This window comes from Paraburkholderia phytofirmans (assembly GCF_046028095.1).
GTDB classification, from domain to species: domain Bacteria; phylum Pseudomonadota; class Gammaproteobacteria; order Burkholderiales; family Burkholderiaceae; genus Paraburkholderia; species Paraburkholderia phytofirmans_A.
In genome coordinates this window covers 39,825-59,528 of the sequence record NZ_JAQQDJ010000014.1, presented here as the reverse complement: position 1 = coordinate 59,528, position 19,704 = coordinate 39,825, and the positions used below count along the sequence as shown (strand labels likewise).

General features: G+C 64.1%; 17 protein-coding genes, 2 tRNA genes and 1 pseudogene. 13 read left to right on the top strand and 7 right to left on the bottom strand.

The annotated features are described in order from the left end of the window. Window positions 1–14: 14 nt before the first annotated feature. From PQR54_RS31395 to pncB, 3 genes are all read right to left on the bottom strand, one after another. Window positions 15–1,445: a sodium:proton antiporter gene (locus tag PQR54_RS31395; RefSeq protein WP_408252586.1), complete on the bottom strand. Its 1,431-nt coding sequence runs from the start codon at window positions 1,443–1,445 to the stop codon at window positions 15–17. 74 nt (window positions 1,446–1,519) lie between these two features. Then, window positions 1,520–2,182: a LutC/YkgG family protein gene (locus PQR54_RS31390; RefSeq protein ID WP_408252585.1), complete on the bottom strand. Its 663-nt coding sequence runs from the start codon at window positions 2,180–2,182 to the stop codon at window positions 1,520–1,522. Window positions 2,183–2,323: 141 nt separating this feature from the next. Continuing rightward, window positions 2,324–3,520: a nicotinate phosphoribosyltransferase gene (gene pncB / locus PQR54_RS31385; protein ID WP_408252583.1), complete on the bottom strand. Its 1,197-nt coding sequence runs from the start codon at window positions 3,518–3,520 to the stop codon at window positions 2,324–2,326. Between the two features lie 301 nt (window positions 3,521–3,821). Between pncB and fdxA the strand changes: the two genes are divergently transcribed. From fdxA to PQR54_RS31345, 8 genes are all read left to right on the top strand, one after another. Then, window positions 3,822–4,145 (top strand): ferredoxin FdxA, encoded by a 324-nt coding sequence (fdxA, locus tag PQR54_RS31380; RefSeq protein WP_064268471.1) that lies wholly within the window; start codon window positions 3,822–3,824, stop codon window positions 4,143–4,145. A 117-nt stretch (window positions 4,146–4,262) separates the two neighbouring features. Next, window positions 4,263–4,338 (top strand) — tRNA-Asn (locus PQR54_RS31375). Between the two features lie 62 nt (window positions 4,339–4,400). Continuing rightward, window positions 4,401–4,476: transfer RNA gene (locus PQR54_RS31370), tRNA-Asn, on the top strand. 222 nt (window positions 4,477–4,698) lie between these two features. Further along, complete coding sequence (locus PQR54_RS31365; protein WP_168795850.1) at window positions 4,699–5,175, top strand: CreA family protein; 477 nt, start codon at window positions 4,699–4,701, stop codon at window positions 5,173–5,175. A 97-nt stretch (window positions 5,176–5,272) separates the two neighbouring features. Further along, entirely contained in the window at window positions 5,273–6,103 is an 831-nt protein-coding gene (locus PQR54_RS31360; protein WP_408252581.1) for an AraC family transcriptional regulator, read from the top strand. A gap of 497 nt (window positions 6,104–6,600) precedes the next feature. Continuing rightward, entirely contained in the window at window positions 6,601–7,362 is a 762-nt protein-coding gene (locus PQR54_RS31355) for an AzlC family ABC transporter permease (protein WP_408252786.1), read from the top strand. Next, window positions 7,359–7,682, top strand: coding sequence for an AzlD domain-containing protein (locus PQR54_RS31350; RefSeq protein WP_408252580.1), 324 nt, complete (start codon window positions 7,359–7,361; stop codon window positions 7,680–7,682). Before PQR54_RS31355 ends, PQR54_RS31350 begins: the two co-directional genes overlap by 4 nt. Before the next feature lie 284 nt (window positions 7,683–7,966). Next, window positions 7,967–8,743: a DUF4088 family protein gene (locus tag PQR54_RS31345; protein ID WP_408252578.1), complete on the top strand. Its 777-nt coding sequence runs from the start codon at window positions 7,967–7,969 to the stop codon at window positions 8,741–8,743. A 251-nt stretch (window positions 8,744–8,994) separates the two neighbouring features. Here PQR54_RS31345 and PQR54_RS31340 read toward each other — a convergent pair whose 3' ends face one another. The 3 genes from PQR54_RS31340 to PQR54_RS31330 all read right to left on the bottom strand — a co-directional run bounded on the left by PQR54_RS31340 (window position 8,995) and on the right by PQR54_RS31330 (window position 12,198). Then, on the bottom strand, window positions 8,995–11,157 hold the full coding sequence (locus tag PQR54_RS31340; protein WP_408252576.1) for an ATP-dependent helicase: 2,163 nt from the start codon (window positions 11,155–11,157) through the stop codon (window positions 8,995–8,997). 237 nt (window positions 11,158–11,394) lie between these two features. After that, window positions 11,395–11,658 carry a hypothetical protein gene (locus PQR54_RS31335; RefSeq protein WP_408252574.1) on the bottom strand — a complete coding sequence of 88 codons (264 nt, stop codon included), beginning with the start codon at window positions 11,656–11,658 and terminating at the stop codon, window positions 11,395–11,397. A 102-nt stretch (window positions 11,659–11,760) separates the two neighbouring features. Beyond that, the gene (locus tag PQR54_RS31330; RefSeq protein WP_408252572.1) at window positions 11,761–12,198 is read right to left on the bottom strand and encodes a hypothetical protein; all 438 of its coding nucleotides are present in this window, start codon (window positions 12,196–12,198) and stop codon (window positions 11,761–11,763) included. 301 nt (window positions 12,199–12,499) lie between these two features. On the opposite strand from PQR54_RS31330, the gene PQR54_RS31325 reads away from it, so the two are divergent. The 5 genes and pseudogenes from PQR54_RS31325 (at window position 12,500) to fumC (ending at window position 19,001) form a co-directional block, all read left to right on the top strand. Beyond that, window positions 12,500–12,718 (top strand): RNA-binding S4 domain-containing protein, encoded by a 219-nt coding sequence (locus PQR54_RS31325; RefSeq protein ID WP_011489423.1) that lies wholly within the window; start codon window positions 12,500–12,502, stop codon window positions 12,716–12,718. A 274-nt stretch (window positions 12,719–12,992) separates the two neighbouring features. Continuing rightward, a pseudogene (locus PQR54_RS31320) lies at window positions 12,993–14,375 on the top strand (MATE family efflux transporter); the annotation flags it as partial. 308 nt (window positions 14,376–14,683) lie between these two features. Then, a complete protein-coding gene (gene panS / locus PQR54_RS31315; RefSeq protein ID WP_408252570.1) occupies window positions 14,684–15,643 on the top strand; it encodes a ketopantoate/pantoate/pantothenate transporter PanS in 960 nt (319 codons plus the stop codon). Window positions 15,644–15,951: 308 nt separating this feature from the next. Beyond that, entirely contained in the window at window positions 15,952–17,586 is a 1,635-nt protein-coding gene (locus tag PQR54_RS31310) for a phospholipase D family protein (protein ID WP_408252784.1), read from the top strand. A 14-nt stretch (window positions 17,587–17,600) separates the two neighbouring features. Then, window positions 17,601–19,001 (top strand): class II fumarate hydratase, encoded by a 1,401-nt coding sequence (gene fumC, locus PQR54_RS31305; RefSeq protein WP_408252568.1) that lies wholly within the window; start codon window positions 17,601–17,603, stop codon window positions 18,999–19,001. A 147-nt stretch (window positions 19,002–19,148) separates the two neighbouring features. Here fumC and PQR54_RS31300 read toward each other — a convergent pair whose 3' ends face one another. After that, a complete protein-coding gene (locus tag PQR54_RS31300; RefSeq protein ID WP_408252566.1) occupies window positions 19,149–19,655 on the bottom strand; it encodes an acyl-CoA thioesterase in 507 nt (168 codons plus the stop codon). Window positions 19,656–19,704 lie beyond the last annotated feature (49 nt).

Genomic DNA, 19,704 nt, shown 5'->3' with positions numbered 1-19,704 from the left:
CGATTGCCTCGGCGTCAAAAAAAGAGCCAGCCGGTGACAAGGAAAAGCGGCAACAACACCACCGCTGACCAGCCTAGATACGCGAAAAAACCCGGCATGCGAACGCCGCGCGATTCCGCGATTGCCTTCACCATGAAGTTCGGCGCATTGCCGATATACGTGTTCGCGCCCATGAACACCGCGCCGGCCGAGATCGCCGCGAGCGTAGTGGCGCCGGTGGTCATGAGAGTCTGCGCGTCGCCACCGGCCAGGTTGAAGAACACGAGGTAAGTCGGCGCGTTGTCGAGAAACGAAGATAGCAGCCCGGTCGCCCAGAAGTACATCAGATCGTGCGGCTGGCCCGAGGCGTCGTTGACCAGATGGACGATGCCCGCGAAGGCGCCCGCCTCGCCCGCGCGCAAAATCGTGATGACCGGCGCGATCGTCACGAAGATGCCGGCGAACAGTTTGGCCACTTCTTCGATCGGCGCCCAGTTGAAGTCATTGCCCGCGCGAGCCGCGCGCGGCGTAAGCGCCAACGAGAGCAAGGCGACACCAATCAGCGCCGCATCGCGCACGGCGTTTTGCAGCGCCACGTGCGTGCCGAACACGTCGAATTCCACGCCTGGTCTCCACAGCCCGCTCATCAGCACGAGCGCGATCACCGCGGCAAGCAACACAAAATTGATTTTGCCGTCGATGCCGAGCGGCGGCGAGTCGGGCGTCGGATCGAGAAAACGCGAGAGCTCTTCTTCGCGCCGATGAAAGTAGTGCGAGTCCAGCGCATAGAACCCGACCAGCAGCACGCCGCAGACGAACAGCATCGGCAGCGCGAGATGCGTGGTGGTCCAGAAGAAACTCACGCCCTGCAGAAAGCCGAGAAAGAGCGGCGGGTCGCCCAGCGGCGAAAGCGAACCACCCGCGTTGGCCACGAGAAAGATAAAAAACACGACCACGTGAACGACGTGCTTGCGATTGTCGTTGGCGCGCAGCAACGGACGGATCAGCAACATGGCCGCACCGGTCGTGCCCATGATGCTCGCGAGCAAAGTGCCGAGTGCGAGGATCGCGGTGTTCAGGCGCGGCGTGCCATGCAGATTGCCGCGCACGCAGATGCCGCCCGCCACGGTGTAGAGCGCCGTCAGCAACACGATGAACGGTATGTATTCTTCGAGCAGCGCATGCACGAGTGTGCCGAATGCGACGCCCGTGCCGAAACTAAATCCAAAAGGCACGAGAAACACCAGCGCCCACGCCGCTGCAATCTTGCCGAAATGGTGATGCCAGAACGCCGGCGCGATCAACGGAAATACCGCGATCGACAGCAGCACGCCCGCGAACGGCAGTCCCCACAGCGCGGACAAGGTCGCGCCGTCGAGCGTGGCGGCCGATGCGAGTTGCGGCCAGCCGGCCAGCGCCAATGCAGCCGCGAGCGCCATGCCGGTCCAGACGGCACGTCCTTTCATAGATTTGAAGTCCTTGTTATTGATTGCGACCGCACGTCGGAGCACGCGTCCTGTGGCACTGCCGTGCTTGCCGCTCAGGCGCCCTGCACGACGATCACATGCACCCGGTAAGGCCCATGCGCGCCGAGCACGATGGTCTGTTCGATATCGCCGGTACGCGAAGGCCCGGAGACGAAGTTGACCGCGCGCGGCAGCTCGCCACGCTCCTTGCGGATCAGTGCGAACGCCTCTTCGTGACCGGAGACGATGCGAGAAGCCGGCACAATCGCAATGTGCGTCTCCGGAAGCAGACCGGCCGAAGCATAAGTTTCAGGGCCCGACAGCAGCACTAGCGTGCCGGTCTCGGCGGTCGCACAGAAGCAGCCGGTGAGACCGACTACGTCGCCGTCTTGCGGCTTGCGAAATTCGACGGTGAGGCCGGCTTCGGCCCAATGCAGATCTTGCAGCGTTTGCCAGGCGATGGCTTGCAGCGGCAACGCATGCTGCGCGAGGTAGCGGTGCGCCGCGGCCGGCACGTCGCTCAGTGCTTCAACCGAGTCCACCGTGGTCGCCATTTTTTGCGCTTCTTCAATGAAGCGCGCAACGAGGTCGGCCGGCATCTCCGGACGCGGGCCAGCAGGATGGCGCGCGAGATAGTCCGCGGCGGCCTCGCGCTCGGAAGCGGACGGCTCGGGCTCACGCCCTTGCGCCGCGCGGATGCGCGCCAGGATGTTGCGGCGTGCAAGCGATGTGTCCATGTGCGAAATCCTCGTGTCGACAGCCGTGCGATATGGCGAGAATTATACCGGCCACCCTGCGCCCGAACACCCTGGCCGAACGGCCTATTGCCGCGCATCGCACGCGCGGCATAAGCTACTGACAGCTAGCGATGCACCGCGTTACTTCGCCGCCTCTTCCTCAGGCTGCGCAATGCCGAACACCTGGCGCAGATAAGCGAGATAAGCCTTGTCTTCGCACATGTTCTTGCCCGGCGAGTCCGACAGCTTCGCCACCGGCTGACCGTTGCAGCGAACCATCTTGATGACGATCTGCAGCGGGTTATAGCCGAGGTCGTTAGTCAGATTCGTGCCCACGCCGAACGCCAGCTTGCAGCGGCCGCGGAAGCGCTCGTAGAGTTGCAGCACTTTGGGAATGTCGAGCGCGTCGGAGAACACGAGGATCTTGGTGCGCGGGTCGCAGCGATTCGCTTCGTAGTGCTTGAGCAGGCGTTCGCCCCAGTCGAACGGATCGCCGGAATCGTGGCGCGCGCCGTCGAACAGTTTGCAGAAGTACATGTCGAAGTCGCGCAGGAACGCCTCCATGCCGTACACATCGGAGAGCGCGATACCCAGGTCGCCGCGGTATTCCTTGGCCCACATTTCGAAGCCGAAGATCTGCGAATCGCGCAGCCGCGGACCGAGCGCCTGACACGCCTGCAGGTACTCGTGCGCCATCGTGCCGAGCGGCGTGAGGCTGTGCTTCATCGCGTAGAACACGTTGCTGGTGCCTGCGAACTGCTCGCCGAGGCCTTCCTTGAGCTTGAGGATCACCTCCTCGTGCCATTGCTTCGAGAAGCGACGGCGTGTGCCGTAGTCGGCGATCTTGCAGTCGGCGAATTCCGGACGCGCGCCGAGCAGCTGGATCTTGTCGACAAGGCGCCCGCGCCCTTCGCTGTAGTCCGGCTTTTGCTGCGTATTGCGGAAGTAGACTTCGTTGACGATCGCGAGCATCGGAATCTCGAACAGGATCGTATGCAGCCACGGCCCCTTGATCTCGATGTCGATCTCGCCATTGCCCTTTGGCGACGGTTCGATCGAAATGTATTTTTCGTTCAGATGGAACAGCGCGAGAAACTCGATGAAGTCGCCCTTGATGAAGCGCATGCGCCGGAGGTAGTCGAGTTCGTCGTCGGTGAAGCGCAGTTGGCAGAGCTTGCGCACTTCGTCGCGAATCTCGCCGATGTAAGGTACGAGATCGACATTCGGCGTACGGCAGCGGAAGCGATACTCCACGTTCGCCGCGGGAAAGTGATGCAACACCACTTGCATCATCGTGAACTTGTACAGATCGGTGTCGAGCAGCGAAGTAATAATCATGATGGTGCGAACTAAACTGCGGAGAAACGGAAGGCCTGACACGAAGGCCCGACTCACCCATGCGCGACGGCACGCCCCGTGCGCACCGGCCTGACGCATGTTACCCGAATGCGCCCCCGTTCAGCGCGCCGGCAGACTCCCGCGCCGGGCGCTCGGGGGAGCCATGAGGCGGACGCCATAAACTAATCACGAAAACGTATAAACGGTCTTGCGCGATGCTGCATGCGCCTCTTGACGTTACGATACAATAGCGCTTTTGGCGTTTCCGCCTCCCCAGATACCGCATGCAGGAGCTGCCTGAATGACTCACGTTGTGACCGAAAGCTGCATCAAGTGCCGCTATACCGACTGTGTCGATGTGTGCCCGGTGGACTGCTTTCGCGAAGGTCCCAACTTCCTCGCGATCGACCCCGATGAATGCATCGACTGCGCCGTGTGCGTGGCTGAATGCCCGGTGAACGCCATTTATGCCGAAGAAGACGTGCCGGGCGACCAGCAGAACTTCATCGAGCTGAATGCCGATCTCGCGAAGAACTGGCCTAGCATCACCAAGACCAAGGCGCCGCTGCCGGAAGCCGACGAGTTCAAGGACGTGAAGGAAAAGCTCGAGCTGCTCGTACGTTGAGCCTCGCTGCCTGTCGCATGCGCAGCCGAATTCGAATGAAATTGAGATGAACGCAGGGTATTGACAGGCGCTTAAGCTGCTCCTACAATTTCGTTTCTCTGCTGTTTGTTGTTCTGTTCCTCGATAGCTCAGTCGGTAGAGCGCCGGACTGTTAATCCGTAGGTCCCTGGTTCGAGCCCAGGTCGAGGAGCCAAGAATTGCAAAAGCCCGTTAACCAAGACGGGCTTTTTTATGTAGGTTAAGTTGTATTGCTGTTCCTCGATAGCTCAGTCGGTAGAGCGCCGGACTGTTAATCCGTAGGTCCCTGGTTCGAGCCCAGGTCGAGGAGCCAAAAAATTTGAAAGGCCCGCATCCGTGCGGGCCTTTTTCTTTTTGCGCGCCGCACGCTGCCAAACCATGTCGCCCGCCCTCGTCGACGCCATGCTCGCGCCGCTACAACCGGCGCGTCGGCCGGATCGTCGGCCATCTGACCCGCCTGCCGTTATACGATGGCGATTTCCCGGCGCACGTCCCGCGCCCAACCCAGGCGCTCAATTTCCGGCAAGCTCATCCCATGAAACCCACTTTGTTGCGCATCTCGCTTGCGGCGGCTGCCGCCCTCCTGCTGCCCTCGGCGCACAGTGAAGAAGTCGGCAGCGTCAATACCAATTTCCGCGTCACGGGCTCCGACCGCGTGGTCGTCGAGGCCTATGACGATCCAGTGGTTCAAGGCGTGACTTGCTACGTGTCGCGGGCGCGTACCGGCGGTGTCAAAGGTACGCTCGGCATTGCTGAAGACCCGACTGAAGCGTCGATCGCCTGTCGGCAGGTTGGTGAAATCCACTTCACGGGTCCGGTGAAGAAACAGGCCGACGTGTTCTCGGTGAGCATGTCGTTCATCTTCAAGTCGCTGCATGTGGTGCGGGTGGTCGACGCGAAGCGCAACTCGCTCGTGTATCTCACCTACAGCGACCGCGTGGTCAGCGGCAGCGCGAAGAACAGCGTGAGCGCCGTGCCGATGCCGGCTGGAACAACGATCCCGGTCAAGTAGGCGCCGCCCTACGGCAAAACGCAGCCGGCCGACACATCAGCGCATGACGCGTCATGGTCGCGACGCGCTACACTGACCGGTCCAGCCGGACTTCATCATGACCGCCGCCCATCGTTTCCAGGATTCCGCCCGCTACTGGCGCACGCCGCTTCTGCCCGGCGCGGACCTGCTCACGGCCGAATATCACGATCACGAGTTCACGCCGCATTGGCACGATGCGTACACGATTCCGGTGATCGTGGCGGGCGCCGAGGGGTATCGGTATCTCGGTTCCGACTACGTCGCCGAAGCCGGCAGCGTACCGATCATCAATCCCGGCGAGTTGCACACCGGCTCGAAGGCGGTCGAGGCGGGCTGGCGGTATCGCGTGATGTATGCACCGGTGGATTTCATCCACGCCCTCGCCAGCGAGGTCAGCGGCAAGGCTCAGGCGTTGCCGTGGTTTGCGCCCGGTGTGATCCGCGATCCGGATCTGGCCGCGCGGCTGGCGCACGCGCATCGTCTGCTGGAGGCGAGCGGCGACGCGCTCGCCGCCGAAGCCGCCATGCTCGACGCCCTGTCCACGCTGCTGGTGCGCTACGCGCAAACGCAACCGGCGCGTTCGCGCCTCGCCACCGACGACGCCCGCGTGACGATCATGCAGGAACGCCTGACGGGCGACCTCGTCGAGCCCGTCACGCTCGCTGAAGTGGCCCAGGTAGCGGGACTCTCGCCGTTCCACGCGGCGCGTCTTTTCACCCAGACGACCGGTCTGCCGCCCCACGCATGGCGCAATCAGGTGCGCTTGCAGCGCGCGCTCGCGCCACTGCGCGCGGGCGTTTCCGTTACAGAAGTCGCCGCCGCCAGCGGCTTCACGGACCAAAGCCATTTCACGCGACACTTCCGGCGCATGTTCGGCGTGCCGCCCGGGCGCTGGCAGGGCGTTTGACGCGGCGCGTGCTTTGCGGGCGAGCTGCGCGTCCCGATACCCCAGACGTTCCGGCGGCACGACAGGATGCGAGTGCGTAGATCGCCCACAGCCTACCTGCCCCGCCGCCTCAAACACTTCAATTGCACGACACGGCACAAGTGGGTCCTCTGCCCAGAGCCTGCCTGCCCGGCCGCCTCAAACACTTCAGCCGCACGATACGGCACAAGTGCGTCCTTTGCCCACAGCCTACCTGCCCGGCGGCCTCAGCCGCCCCACGTTTTCGCACGTTCGCTGCCGGCTGCTTCCCGGGCGCTGCGGCCCTGACCAAACCAGCCACCAGACACGAAGCCGAACCTGCGTTGCCAGCGCCTTCTGCGCACCATCTTATTTGCTCGCGCCAGCCGCATGACATGGCCTCGCGCGCGCTCCGCCGCATCGAACCATTGCCCATCCGCAAGAACGTACAAGCCCCGCCCAGCCGCCGCCGCTATGCTTCCCGAATCAAGGAGGCTAGATTGACCCATTCCACCGCAGGCCGGCCCACGAGCCCAGGCCATTTCAAAGACTTCACCGCCGGCGCGCGCGACATCATCCCGATGATGGTCGGCGCGGCGCCTTTCGGCGTCATTTTCGGCACCCTCGTCGCATCCGGGCCGCTGCATCTTTGGCACGGCCAGTTGATGTCGCTCGTCGTGTTCGCCGGCTCCGCGCAGTTCATCGCGCTCGGCCTGATTGCCGGACACGCGAGCTTTGCCGTGATCTGGGCGACCACACTCGTCGTCAATCTGCGCCATGTGCTGTACAGCGCCACGCTCGCGCCGCACGTCGCGCATCTGCCGGCACGCTGGCGCTGGGTGCTCGGCGCGCTGCTCACCGACGAAGTCTTCGCCGTCGCGTGGGAACACTACCGTCATCGGGAGCCCGGCACGGTCGGGCCGCATTACTTCTTCGGCGCCGGCTTGGCCATGTATCTGAACTGGCAGCTCTGGACGGTCGCCGGCCTGCTGTTCGGCGCGGCTTTCCCGGGCCTGCAATCGCTCGGCCTCGATTTCGCGATGGTCGCCACGTTCATCGCGATCGTCGTGCCGCAACTCGTCGCGCTGCGCTATATCGCGGCGGCCGTCACCTCGGGCATGCTGGCCTTCTTCTGGCAGGCGTGGCCCTACAAGCTCGGTTTGCTTGGCGCGGTGTTCGCGGGTGTGGCGATCGGCGTTCTTCTGTCGACGTCGCGGCCCAACCTGCGCGGCAACGGCAAAACCGCGGAGGCATCGCGATGAACTACGTCGTCCTGATTCTCGGCATGGCGGCGATCACGTGGGTGATCCGCGCCGCCGTCTTCGTGCTCGGCGACCGGCTGGTGTTTCCGCCGCTGGTGCGCACCGCGCTAGGCTTCGTGCCGGTCACCGTGCTGACCGCGATCATCGTGCCCATGGCGGTCGCGCCGCACGGCGCCGATGCCGAGCTGACCTGGCGCAATCCCCAACTGGTCGGCGCACTGGCCGCGGTACTCGTCAGCGCGTTGACGCGGCGGCCACTGCTGACCATCGCTGTCGGGCTGACGGTGTTTTTTGTCTGGCAATGCGTCGTGCTGAAATAGACGCACGCCGCTTTCAAGGCAGCGACAGCGTCGCCCGGCTCGCGCCATGCCTGCGCAAGCCGGGCGACGCTTCCCTCTAAAGCGGGCACCCCCGCACCGCACTCCCTTAAGTTTCCCCCCGATCCGCCGTTATGCAGTCGAGGTCCGCTCGTCGGGATACGTCCCGCCGGTTATGCGGCATCAGGCAGGAATCAAGCGCGCCGGCATCGAACGCCGCATCTCCCAAGGCCCGCGCGGCCGGGCGGTGTGGCGAAGCCGCGCGGCAGGACCAAACGGGATAACACATGGGTCAAATCACCCTCACGCTCAAAGACGAGACCATCGCGACGCTGCGCAAGGATTTCGACGCTTTTCTGCGAGTCTCGCTGAAGCTCGATCCGCAGTTCGCGACGCCGTCGTTTGAGGATTTTTTGCGCGCCAAGCTGCTCGACAATATGGTGCCGCTGACCGAACACGCGGTTCAGCGGATGTTGCAGGGCGGCCAGTACGCGTGGGCCAAACGCACGCTGGACAAGGAGTTTCCGGATGTCGTCGCGATTCTGATGCGGCAGGCGGGCGAGTTCGGCTTCGGCTTCGCGGCCCGCTCGGAATGGACGCCGGAGGAACTCGCCAAGCAGTGCCGCGACTGGGCGGCGGCGATCGTCAAGGAAGCGGAAGGCGACGCCGCGCTGATCGACCCGCTTGCCGCGCAAATCAAGAGCGCGGCGCAGGACATTCAGGCGCTGGAGGAAGTCATGCAGACGCCGGCGTGGCGGCTGGTGGAATCACTGCGTCAGCGCGTCTACGAGGCCAAGGTGGCGTGCGAAACGAGCGTGGGCAGCACGGCGCGCGAGAAGCTCGGCGAATTGCGCGGGCTGCTGCGGCTGGGTATTTCGCACGGCTCGTTCCAGAAGCAGGAAGCGCAGCAGATCATGGAGTTCCTGCGCCTGCTCAAGCCGGAAATTTTTGTGGAAGAGCCGTACGATGTGTTTTCGCGGATGGCGGCCTGGCTGCGCAATTTCTTCGTGCCGCCGCGTCCGGTTCCGCAGCAACAGCAGCAGCGGCAGTCGCAGCCGCGCTGAGGCAAGAGGGGCTCGGAAATCACCACCGAGTTACTGTAGCCGGCAGCGGCAACCCTCCGCCGCGCGAAAAGAACGTAGCGTCGAACAACGGATCGGGCCAACGATCCAGCCGCGTCGTTTGCTCGGCGTGGATCGCGGCTCGGTTGTCACGCACGGGAGCGCACCGCAGCGCTCCGAATCCCACATCTTCCTGCGTCTCGCGCCGAACCCGATCTCCGCCTGAACGGCAGCGGGTCGGCGCCGCCGCACTCTCAATCCCACATCTTCCTGAGCTTCGCGCCGATCTCGATCTTCGCCTGCGCCGCCGCGGCCAGCCCGGCCGCCGTCGGTGCGCTCGGAACCGGGACGCGCGGCCATGCATAGGCATCGAACAACGGCATCAGATGCGCGGGAATGAAGCGCGTGCGCGATGCCCACACGTGACGATCGCCCATATGCGTCTGGTTGTGCACGTAAAAGCGCTGCGGCACGACGATATGCAAATCCTCTTTCGCGCGCGTCATCGCCACATAGAGCAGACGGCGCTCCTCGTCGATTTCCTCTTCGCTGCCGGTGCCGAGATCGGACGGAATACAGCCGTCCACGCCGTTCAGCACGAACACGTTGCGCCACTCCTGCCCCTTCGCCGAATGGATCGTGGACAGGATCAGGTAGTCCTCGTCGATCAGCGGCACGCCGGATTCGTCGCTGGTGGCGTCGGGCGGGTCGAGCGTCAATTCGGTCAGAAACCGTTCACGCGATGCGTACGTGCCCGCGATACTCTCCATCTGCAGCACGTCCGCGTGACGGATCGCCGCATCCTCGTGATTGCGCTCGAGATGCGGCTCATACCAGCGGCGCACCATTTCGAACTCGGCGGGCCACGGCGTCTGGCGCCCGTAGACGCTCGACATCAGCTTGACGAACGGATGCCAGTCTTCTTGCGCGCGGGCGGGCGCCGCGAAGGCGGCCAGCGCGCCGCCGGCGGTGTCGGCGGGGTTGCCGTTGCCCGCGCGCGCGACGACCTCGTCGAGCACCCTGGCCGCGGTGGCAGGTCCCACGCCCGGCAGCAACTGCACGACACGAAAGCCGGCCACGCGATCACGCGGATTTTCCGCCCAGCGCAACACGGCGAGCACGTCTTTCACGTGCACCGAGTCGAGAAACTTCAGGCCGCCAAACTTCACGAACGGAATGTTGCGCCGGGTCAGTTCGATCTCCAGCGCGGCGCTGTGGTGCGCGGCGCGGAACAGCACCGCCTGCGACTTGAGCTTCATGCCCTGCTCGCGCGCTTCCAGCACCTGTTCGACGATATAGCGCGCCTGATCCGCCTCATCGGCGACCGTCACGAGGCGCGGGCGCTGCGCCGACGCCTTGTCGGTCCACAGATTCTTCGTGTAGCGCTCGCTGGCCAGCTCGATCACCGCGTTCGACGCCGCCAGGATCGGCGCGGTCGAGCGGTAATTGCGCTCGAGCGTGACCTGTTTGGCCGGCGGGTCGAAATGCGCGGGGAAATCCAGAATGTTGCGCACGGTCGCGCCGCGAAACGAATAGATCGACTGGGCGTCGTCGCCGACCACGGTCAGGCCGCGGCCATCCGGCTTCAACGCGAGCAGGATCGACGCCTGCAGACGGTTGGTGTCCTGATATTCATCGACCAGCACATGATCGAAGCGTCCCGACAGGTCGGCGGCGATGCCTGGCTCGGCGGCCATGTGCGACCAGTAGAGCAGCAGGTCGTCGTAGTCGAGCACGCTCTGCTTCTGCTTCGCTTCAACGTAAGACGCGAACAGCATGCGCAGATCGGCCTCCCATTCACGGCACCACGGAAACGCCTTGTCGAGCACCTGGCCGAGCGACGCGCCGGTGTTCACGACGCGCGAGTAAATGGCAAAGCACGTGCCCTTGGCCGGGAAGCGCCGCTCTTTCGCCGACAAGCCGAGTTCGTGGCGCACGAGGTTCATGAGGTCGGCGGAATCTTCGCGGTCGTTGATCGTGAAGGCCGGCGCGAGGCCGATCAGATCCGCGTATTCGCGCAACAGCCGCGCGCCGACGCTATGGAACGTACCCGACCACGTCAGCCCTTGCGCCAGCGCGGCACGCGAACCGAGCGCCGCGCCGGCGATGCGCGTGACCCGCCGGGTCATCTCCAGCGCCGCACGGCGCGAAAAGGTCAGCAGCAGGATGCGGCGCGGATCGGCGCCCTTCACCACCAGATTGGCGACCCGGTGCGCGAGCGTATTGGTCTTGCCGGAGCCGGCACCTGCAATCACAAGCAGCGCGCCGGGCGGGGCGGTGGGCGAGTCGGCGCCGTAGTCGACGGCTTCGCGCTGGGCGTCGTTGAGCTTCGCCAGCCAGGCGGCGAGGTCGGGCGTCGGGGACGTCGGCGACGGCGAGGAAGGCGATGAAGGCGCGGATTCGGCGACGGAGAGCACGATTGATTTGGGCGTTGGATGGATTCAGAGCGGCGACGCATACTGTATATCCATACAACCTACGCCGACAAGAGACCCTTTTTTAGCAGGATGCGCTCTCCACGTTTTCACGCCTGCCGTGCGAGCGAACACGAGTACAAAAAAATGGCCCGTCGCACGAATGCACACGAGCCATTTTTCGCAGGCACAACCTCAAGACGCTTGCGCGCCTCGCGTCGGCCGCCGCCGCGAAGCCTGCTACTGCTTCTTCGCGTCCTTGACGTTTGCGTCGGCGTTGGCCTTGTCGGCGTCGGCCTGCGCATCGGTCTTTTTCTTGTCGGCCTTGGCCTGCGCGATCGAAGCCTTCTTGTCCGCTTTCGATTGTTCCTTCGCCGCCTTCTTGTCGGCATGCGTAACCGGCGCCGCAGCCGGATCGCTAGCCTGAGCGAATGCAGCCGTCGACAGGCAACCCGCGATCAACGCGGCGACAAGCGTGGTCCTGGTGGAATGGGCGATGCTCATACGATACCTCCTTTGATTCGAAATGCCCGGACCTGAAAGTCCGGTAAAGCGGCGGCCGCGGCGGCTAACCAAGCCGCCAAGCCGCCTGCTCAAAACTCAGCCTCAATGCTTGACGTCGGTACCGTCCGACTGGTCGCCCGTCTGGCCTTGCATGTTCATCTTCATTTCGTTGTTGGCGGTCTGCTTATCCGCCTTCTGATTGATCTTGGCGTCGCGCACCTGCTCCTTGTACCGGACCTTGGCGGCCTTCTGCTGGTCCTTCAACTCCGCCTTGGATGCCTTCTTCGACGCCCGATATTCGGCGTTAGCCTTCGCGTTGGCGTCGCGCTTCTGCACCAGCGGATCGGTCGAGCCCGACGCCGTCAGACGCGTCGGCGCCGGCGTCACCGGTTGCACGCCCTGCGCGGCGTCGTTGCCTTGCACCTGAACCTGCGGCTGGCCTTCCGCACCCGCTGCCGGTTGCGCGGTCTGGGCGAACGCGGCTGTCGAAGCAAGTGCCGTAAGGGCGGTACCGATCAGAAGCGTACGAATCTGGGTCATGGCTAATCCTCTCTAAAGTTGTTGTGACGTGGGCGACCTGTCCGGCGCTGCATGTGAACCGCTGCGTCCCTCGCCCGGTCTGCTCGCTGCCAGATAAAAATCCAGCAGGCTTTCCCTACTGACCAGAACTCTACGAGTGAAGTTTGTGTTTTACGACCGTCGTTACGGAACGTTTCACTTTCTGACATTCACATAACATCTGCTTGCAGATGCTCACACGACGGCGGCGCACACCGCGAACTTCATCCAGGGCAAGCTTCTGGCTTATGATGCGAACCCTTTGCCTGAAGGTGCAAACGCCATGCCCAACCTCGATTTCACGCTCACCGGCGACTACGTCGAACTGCACAATCTCCTGAAGATAACGGGGCTGGCGGACAGCGGCGGGTCGGCAAAAATGATGGTGGCGGACGGCGCGGTGACCGTCGACGGCCGGGTCGAGACGCGTAAAACCTGCAAGATCCGCGCGGGTCAGGTCGTACTGCTCGGCGATACGCGGATTGCGGTCCACGAGGCCTGACACACGGGCTAAGCACGGGCCTGACGCACGGGCCTATCTACCGCAGTCCGAAAACTCGGAGGACCGGGCGCACCAAAATCGTGCCTATTCCATCGACATCGTCGCGCCTAAGCAATAAGCTGTCAGTTTCGACAAACCAACAATCGGCTGACACACCCGGCCGGCGGCTGCCTCCAGCGTTCGCCGAGGCTCATCTAGCCGCTGCCCTCGCCACCGCTCGCGCGCTCGTCGCGCCCGCCGTCGCGCTGTCGCCACTTCCGCCGCCAGGCGCTCCATGACTCAATCCGGCATCACCCGGGTGGCCGCCCGGCCGCCGACCCTGACCCGCCACGCGGCCGACACCGCGCGGCTCGCCGCGCCGCTCGCCATCGCGCAACTCTCGCAGATGGCGATGGGCGTCACCGACACGATCCTGCTCGGCTCGCTCGGCCCCGACGCGCTCGCGGCCGGCGGCCTCGGCGCTAATCTGTTTTTCGTGGTGGTCACGCTGCTGCAAGGCGTGCTGACCTCGGTCAGCGTGAGCGTGTCGCACGCGCGCGGCGCCCAGGACGAAGGCCGCGTGCCGCATATCTACTGGACCGGCTTGGTGCTGTCGGTGCTGCTGTCGGTGCCGGCGTTCTTCCTCCTGTCGTTCGCCACGCCGATCCTGCTCGCTTTCGGCGAACCCGCGCTGCTTGCGCACAACGTCGGCGAATACTCAGCGGTGCTGCGGTGGGGCTCGCTCGGCAGCCTGATCGGCGTCGGCCTGATGCGTTCGTTTCTGCCGGCGATCGGCGCGGCCAAACGGCTTTTGTGGGTATCGCTGGCGAGCGTCGGCGTGAACGGTTTTCTCAATTACGGCCTGATCCACGGCGCCTATGGTCTGCCGCGGCTCGGCTTCCTCGGCTCGGCGGCCGCGACCTCGATCACTGTCTGGCTGAGCGCGCTCGTGTTGATGGCGCTGTTGCACCTGCGGCCGCGTTATCGCCATTTCGTCGTCGCCACCCGGCCGAACGTGCCGCTGATGGGCGAACTGTTCGGCATCGGCTGGCCGGTCGCGATCACCTACGGCGTCGAGTCGACGCTCTTTCTGGCCACCGGCCTGATGGTCGGTCTGCTGGGCGAGTCGCAACTGGCCGCGCATCAGATCGCGCTGAATGTGGCCTCGGTGGCCTTCATGGTGCCGCTGGCGATCGGCCAGGCGGCCAACGTCCGCGTCGGCTTCTGGTCCGGCGCCGGCCAGCCGCTTGCCGCGCGCCACGCCGGTTTCGTCGCGCTCGCGCTCGGCGTCGCCTTCATGACACTGTCGGGCGTCGTGCTGATCGCCGCGCCGCACTGGATCGTCGGCCTCTATCTGCATCTCGACGATCCGGCCAACGCGGCCACGGTCAAACTCGCGAGTTCGCTGCTCGGCGTGGCGGCAATCTTCCAGATCGTCGATGGCATGCAGACGGTCGGCTCCGGCTGTCTGCGCGGCCTGAAAGACACACGTGTACCGATGATCGCCGCCGCCTTCGGCTACTGGGTGATCGGTTTTCCGACCGGCTACACGCTGGCGTTTCACTTCGGCCTCGGCGCGCGCGGGTTGTGGTGGGGGCTCGCGGCTGGCCTCGCCAGCGTCGCGCTGCTGATGACGCTGCGCTTTCACAAACTGAGCCTGCGGCGCGTGCCGGCCGCGCCCGGCGGTTCGCGGATCAATCACGCGCGAGATGCGCGCCTGGTTGCACGCGCAACCATAGACGCACGAGCAATTCGCCGCGAACGGTAAAATACCGTGTTCCGGCGTAGAGACGCGCACCCGCACCCCTACGCGAAAACCCGCTCGCGCGCCTCAAAAAGGCCAGCGCCGCCCGAAGGCCCATCACCCGCCAACAAGGCTTGCCGCGTTCACGCGGCAGACTCCCGCAAGCGCGCCACCACCGCCGGTGGCGCGCCGCCCGACCGACCCTGCTTCTCGCGATAAAACATAATCAAGGACCACCCGTCATGCTTGCCCGCGTCACCCGTCTTTTCCCGCTCTGGGCCGTGCTCGTTTCGATTGCCGCTTACTTCTCGCCCGCCTCGTTCGCAGGCGTCGCACCGCACGTCACCACGCTGCTGACGATCATCATGCTGGCGATGGGCGTCACGCTCTCCGTGGCCGATTTCCAGCGCGTCTTCACACGGCCCGCGCCGGTGATCGCCGGCATCGTGCTGCACTATCTCGTCATGCCGCTCGCCGCCTGGGTGATCGCCAAGGCGCTGCGCATGCCGCCGGATCTCACCGCCGGCATGGTGCTGGTGGGCAGCGTGGCAAGCGGCACGGCGTCGAACGTGATGATCTATCTGGCGCGCGGCGACGTCGCGTTGTCGGTGACGATCAGCGCACTGTCGACGCTCGTCGGCGTCTTCGCGACGCCGCTGCTCACGCGTCTTTATGTGGACGCGTCGATCGCCGTCGACGTGCACGGCATGCTGATGAGCATTCTGCAAATCGTCGCGTTGCCGATCGTGGTCGGCCTGATCGTCAATCACCTGTTCGGCAAGGTCGTGCGCAAGATCGAACCGGTCCTGCCGTTGATCTCGATGGTCGCGATCGTGCTGATTATCGGCGCGGTGGTGGGCGGCACGCAGAAGAGCATCGCGTCGGTCGGCCTCGTGGTGATGCTGGGCGTGGTGCTGCATAACGGCATCGGTTTGCTCGGCGGCTATTGGGGCGGCCGTCTGCTCGGTTTCGACGAAGCCGTGTGCCGCACGCTCGCGATCGAAGTCGGCATGCAGAACTCGGGCCTCGCCGTGACGCTCGGCAAGCTCTACTTCACGCCGATCGCGGCCTTGCCCGGCGCGCTGTTTTCGGTGTGGCACAACCTGTCGGGCTCGCTGCTCGCCGGGTACTGGGCAGGACGTCCCGCGAAAGGTTCGACGCATGTGGATGGCGAACAAGTGTTGAACGCCGAACGCGGTTAACAAACAGGCCGCGCGCGGTGCGCGTGTTTCAAGTTCTCGATGCGCATGGCCTGCACGATCGTGCATTCGACAACTGCTTGTGCCGTTGCGTCCACGACGTAACGGCAGAGCCCGCAACGCGCGTCGTCCAACGCGAAAGTCCCGTCGCCGCGACCATCTGCAAGAACGAAAGCCCGTCAGCCTGATTGCCCTTAGAATGCATTTCTCGACAGCGTGAGCCACTCACCCGCTGCCGCCATGAGAAGCCTGCAAACTAGGGGAAACGCGTGCCGTCGCATCAAGATCAAAGCTGGGCCGCACTGCAACGCATGTGCGCGTCCGGCATACCCAGAAGGAAGTCCGCCTGGGAGACAACGAGACATTTCTTCCTGCTGTGTTGCGCAACGGCATTTTTGACTGCCTGTGCGACAAGGCCTCCCGCCACTGCATTCGATCGTCAAGTCACCCACGCACTCCCCGCCACGGAATCGACACCGCTGCATACGGCGCTCGCGCCGCTCGAAGCCGCGCATCCGGATCAATCCGGTTTCCGTGTGCTCGCCAGCGGCACCGACGCCTTGCAGATGCGCATCGCGCTCGCGCGCGCCGCGACCAAAACCCTCGACATGCAGTACTACATCGCCAACGAGGACACCACCGGCAAGCTGCTGCTCGGCGCCGCGCTTTATGCGGCCGACCACGGCGTGCGGGTGCGCATGCTGGTCGACGACCTGAACTTCAAGGACATCGACCAGGTGATGGCGGGCTTGAACTCGCACGACAACATCGAGATTCGCGTCTTCAATCCGTTCGGCAGCGCTCAGGAAGGCGTCTTCGAACGCACCACCAACGTGTTCACGCAGCTCGGCCATTTCACGCGCCGCATGCATAACAAGGCGATGATCGCGGACAACCAGATCGCGATCGTGGGCGGGCGCAATCTCGGCGACGAATATTTCAGCGCGAGCGAAACGCTGCAGTTCCGCGATCTCGACGTGCTGGCCGCCGGCCCGATCACCGCCGACGTCTCCGCGAGTTTCGACGACTACTGGAACAGCAGCATCGCCTATCCGTTGCGCGTGCTGAACAAGCAGAAGTTCGACGCGAAAGAACTGGACCAGACGCGCGACGACTTGCGTCAGCACTGGCGCACCAACGCCGATCCGTACAACGCCAAGCCGCTGAACGCAACGCCGCTCGCTACGCAGATCGCCAACGATCAGCTCGGCCTGACCTGGGCGCCGGCAGAATTCAAAGCGGACTTGCCGGAGAAGATCGTGCATCCGTCGCCGGATTATGTGAGTCCGCCGATGCAGCGGCTCGGCGAATTGATGCGCGACGCGCAGAAGGACTTCCTGATCATTTCGCCCTACTTCGTGCCGCACGATTCGGGTGTCAAGGCGGCCGGCGAACTGACGCATCGCGGCGTTCGCATCGCTGTGCTGACCAATTCGCTCGCCGCCACGGACGCGGTCGCCGTGCAGGCGGGCTACAGTCCGTTTCGCGTGCCGCTGCTGCAACAGGGTGTCGAGTTATACGAATTCAAGCCGCAGCAGAACACGCCGACCGCAGGCGTCGCCGGCTCGCGTTCGCGCGCCAGCCTGCATGCGAAAACCTATGTGATCGATCGCAAGATTCTGGTGATCGGCTCGATGAACCTCGACCCGCGTTCGGCCAATCTGAACACTGAACTGGCGCTGGTGATCCACAGTCCGCCGCTCGCCGAACAGGTCGCGGGAATCTTCGAGCGCGCCACGGGGCCCGAGGAAAGCTATCGCGTCACGCTCGCGGACGACGCGCAACTCGCCTACCTGCGTTCGATCGGCGCGCCGCTCTCGCCGCTCGTGTGGACCGACGTCGAAAACGGCGCGCGCCGCACCTACATTTTCGATCCGCAGGCCGGTTTGTACCGGAATGCGCTAACAGGTCTATTCTCCCTATTGCCCGTCAACGCAGAACTTTGAAAGCGGAGTTGAACATGACTGAAGACGTACGAATGGAGCGCGACACGTTCGGCGAAATCGCCGTGCCGAACGCTCGTCTATGGGGCGCGCAGACTCAGCGCTCACTGCAGAATTTCCGCATTTCTACCGAGAAGCAATCGCCCGAATTGATCACTGCGCTGGCGGTGATCAAGCGCTCCGCCGCTGAAGTCAACCTCGGCCTCGGCGTGCTCGACGAAAGCAAAGCGAAGGCAATCATGCAGGCAGCCGACGAGATCATCGACGGCAAGCATCCGGATGAATTTCCGCTCGCCGTCTGGCAGACCGGCTCCGGCACGCAGACCAACATGAACCTCAACGAGGTGATCGCGAATCGGGCGAGCGAGCTGCTCGGCGGCGTGCGCGGCGAAGAACGCAAAGTGCATCCGAACGACGACGTGAATCGCGGGCAATCGTCGAACGACGTGTTTCCGACCGCCATGCACGTGGCCGCGGCGGATGCGATCGTCAAGCATCTGCTGTCGGCGCTGAAGACGCTGCGCGATACGCTCGACGGCAAGGCGAAGGCATTCGCCGGCATCGTCAAGATCGGCCGCACGCATTTGCAGGATGCCACGCCGCTCACGCTCGGCCAGGAGTTTTCGGGCTACGTCGCGCAACTGGATCATGGCATTCGTCACGTGGAAACGGCGCTGCCGCATCTGTACGAACTGGCGCAGGGCGGCACCGCGGTCGGCACCGGTTTGAACGCGCATCCGCAGTTCGCGGACAAGGTGGCGGCCGCTATCGGCAAGCAAACCGGTTTGCCGTTCGTGTCGGCGCCGAACAAATTCGAAGTGATGGCCGCGGCCGATGCGCTGGTATTCGCGCACGGCGCGCTGAAGACGGTGGCGGCGAGTCTGAACAAGATCGCCAACGACGTTCGCTGGCTCGCAAGCGGCCCGCGTTGCGGCCTCGGCGAACTGTCGATTCCCGAGAACGAACCGGGCAGCTCGATCATGCCGGGTAAGGTCAATCCGACCCAATCCGAAGCATTGACGATGCTGTGCTCGCAAGTGTTCGGCAACGACGTCGCGGTGAATATCGGCGGCGCGAGCGGCAATTTCGAGCTGAACGTGTTCCGGCCGATGATCGCGCATAACGTGCTGCAATCGGTCCGCCTGCTCGCCGACGGCGCGCGCAGTTTCAACGACAATTGCGCGGTCGGCATCGAACCGAATCACGAACGCATCGATACTTTGCTCAACGAATCGCTGATGCTGGTGACGGCGCTCAATCCGCACATCGGCTACGACAAGGCCGCCAAGATCGCGAAGAAGGCGCACAAGGAAGGCACCACGCTGAAGGCCGCGGCGCTGGCGCTCGGATTCGTCACCGAGCAGCAGTTCGATGAGTGGGTGCAGCCGAAGGATATGGTCGGCAATTCGGCGAGTTAAGCAACTGCGCGATCACGCTCGGGCGGCCTGGCTGACTTGGCTGCCTTGGCTGACTTGCAGGCCGCGAGCCCAGCGTGATTCAAAACAACAGCAGGCCGCGCGGATTTCAACTTCGCGCGGCCCGCGAGCGGCGCCTTCAGGCGTCGCTCAAACCTTCCCCTGCGCCACCTCCTCCGGCTTCAGTTCGACGATCGCGTCGAGCGCTTCCTTTACGTCCATCGCGTACCTGGCGAGGCGTTTCTGTTCGTCCGTCTCCGGCACGAAGGCCGGCACGGGCACTGGTTGACCGTTCTCGTTGACGGCGACCATCACGATCAGGCAATCCGTGGTTTGCAGCAGTTCGCCGCCTTTCGGATCGCCCGCCTGCACCGAAACATGAATGTGCATGCTGGTGCGGCCCGTGGCCACGACGCGGGCGCGCAGCTCGACCAGGTTACCGACCAGAATCGGCCGGCGAAAGCGGATATTGCCCACGCTGACCGTCACGCAATAGCGACCGGACCACACCGCCGAGCACGCATACGCGGTCTCGTCGATCCACTTCATCAACGCGCCGCCGTGCACCTTGCCGCCGAAGTTGACCGAGCTCGGCTCGGCCAGAAAACGGAAAGTGGTTTCGGAACGGTCCAGCGGCGCTACGGAAGGGTTGCTCATGTTGACTCCGGTCAATCGGATGCATTGAAAGGAGGCGATTATACGAGCG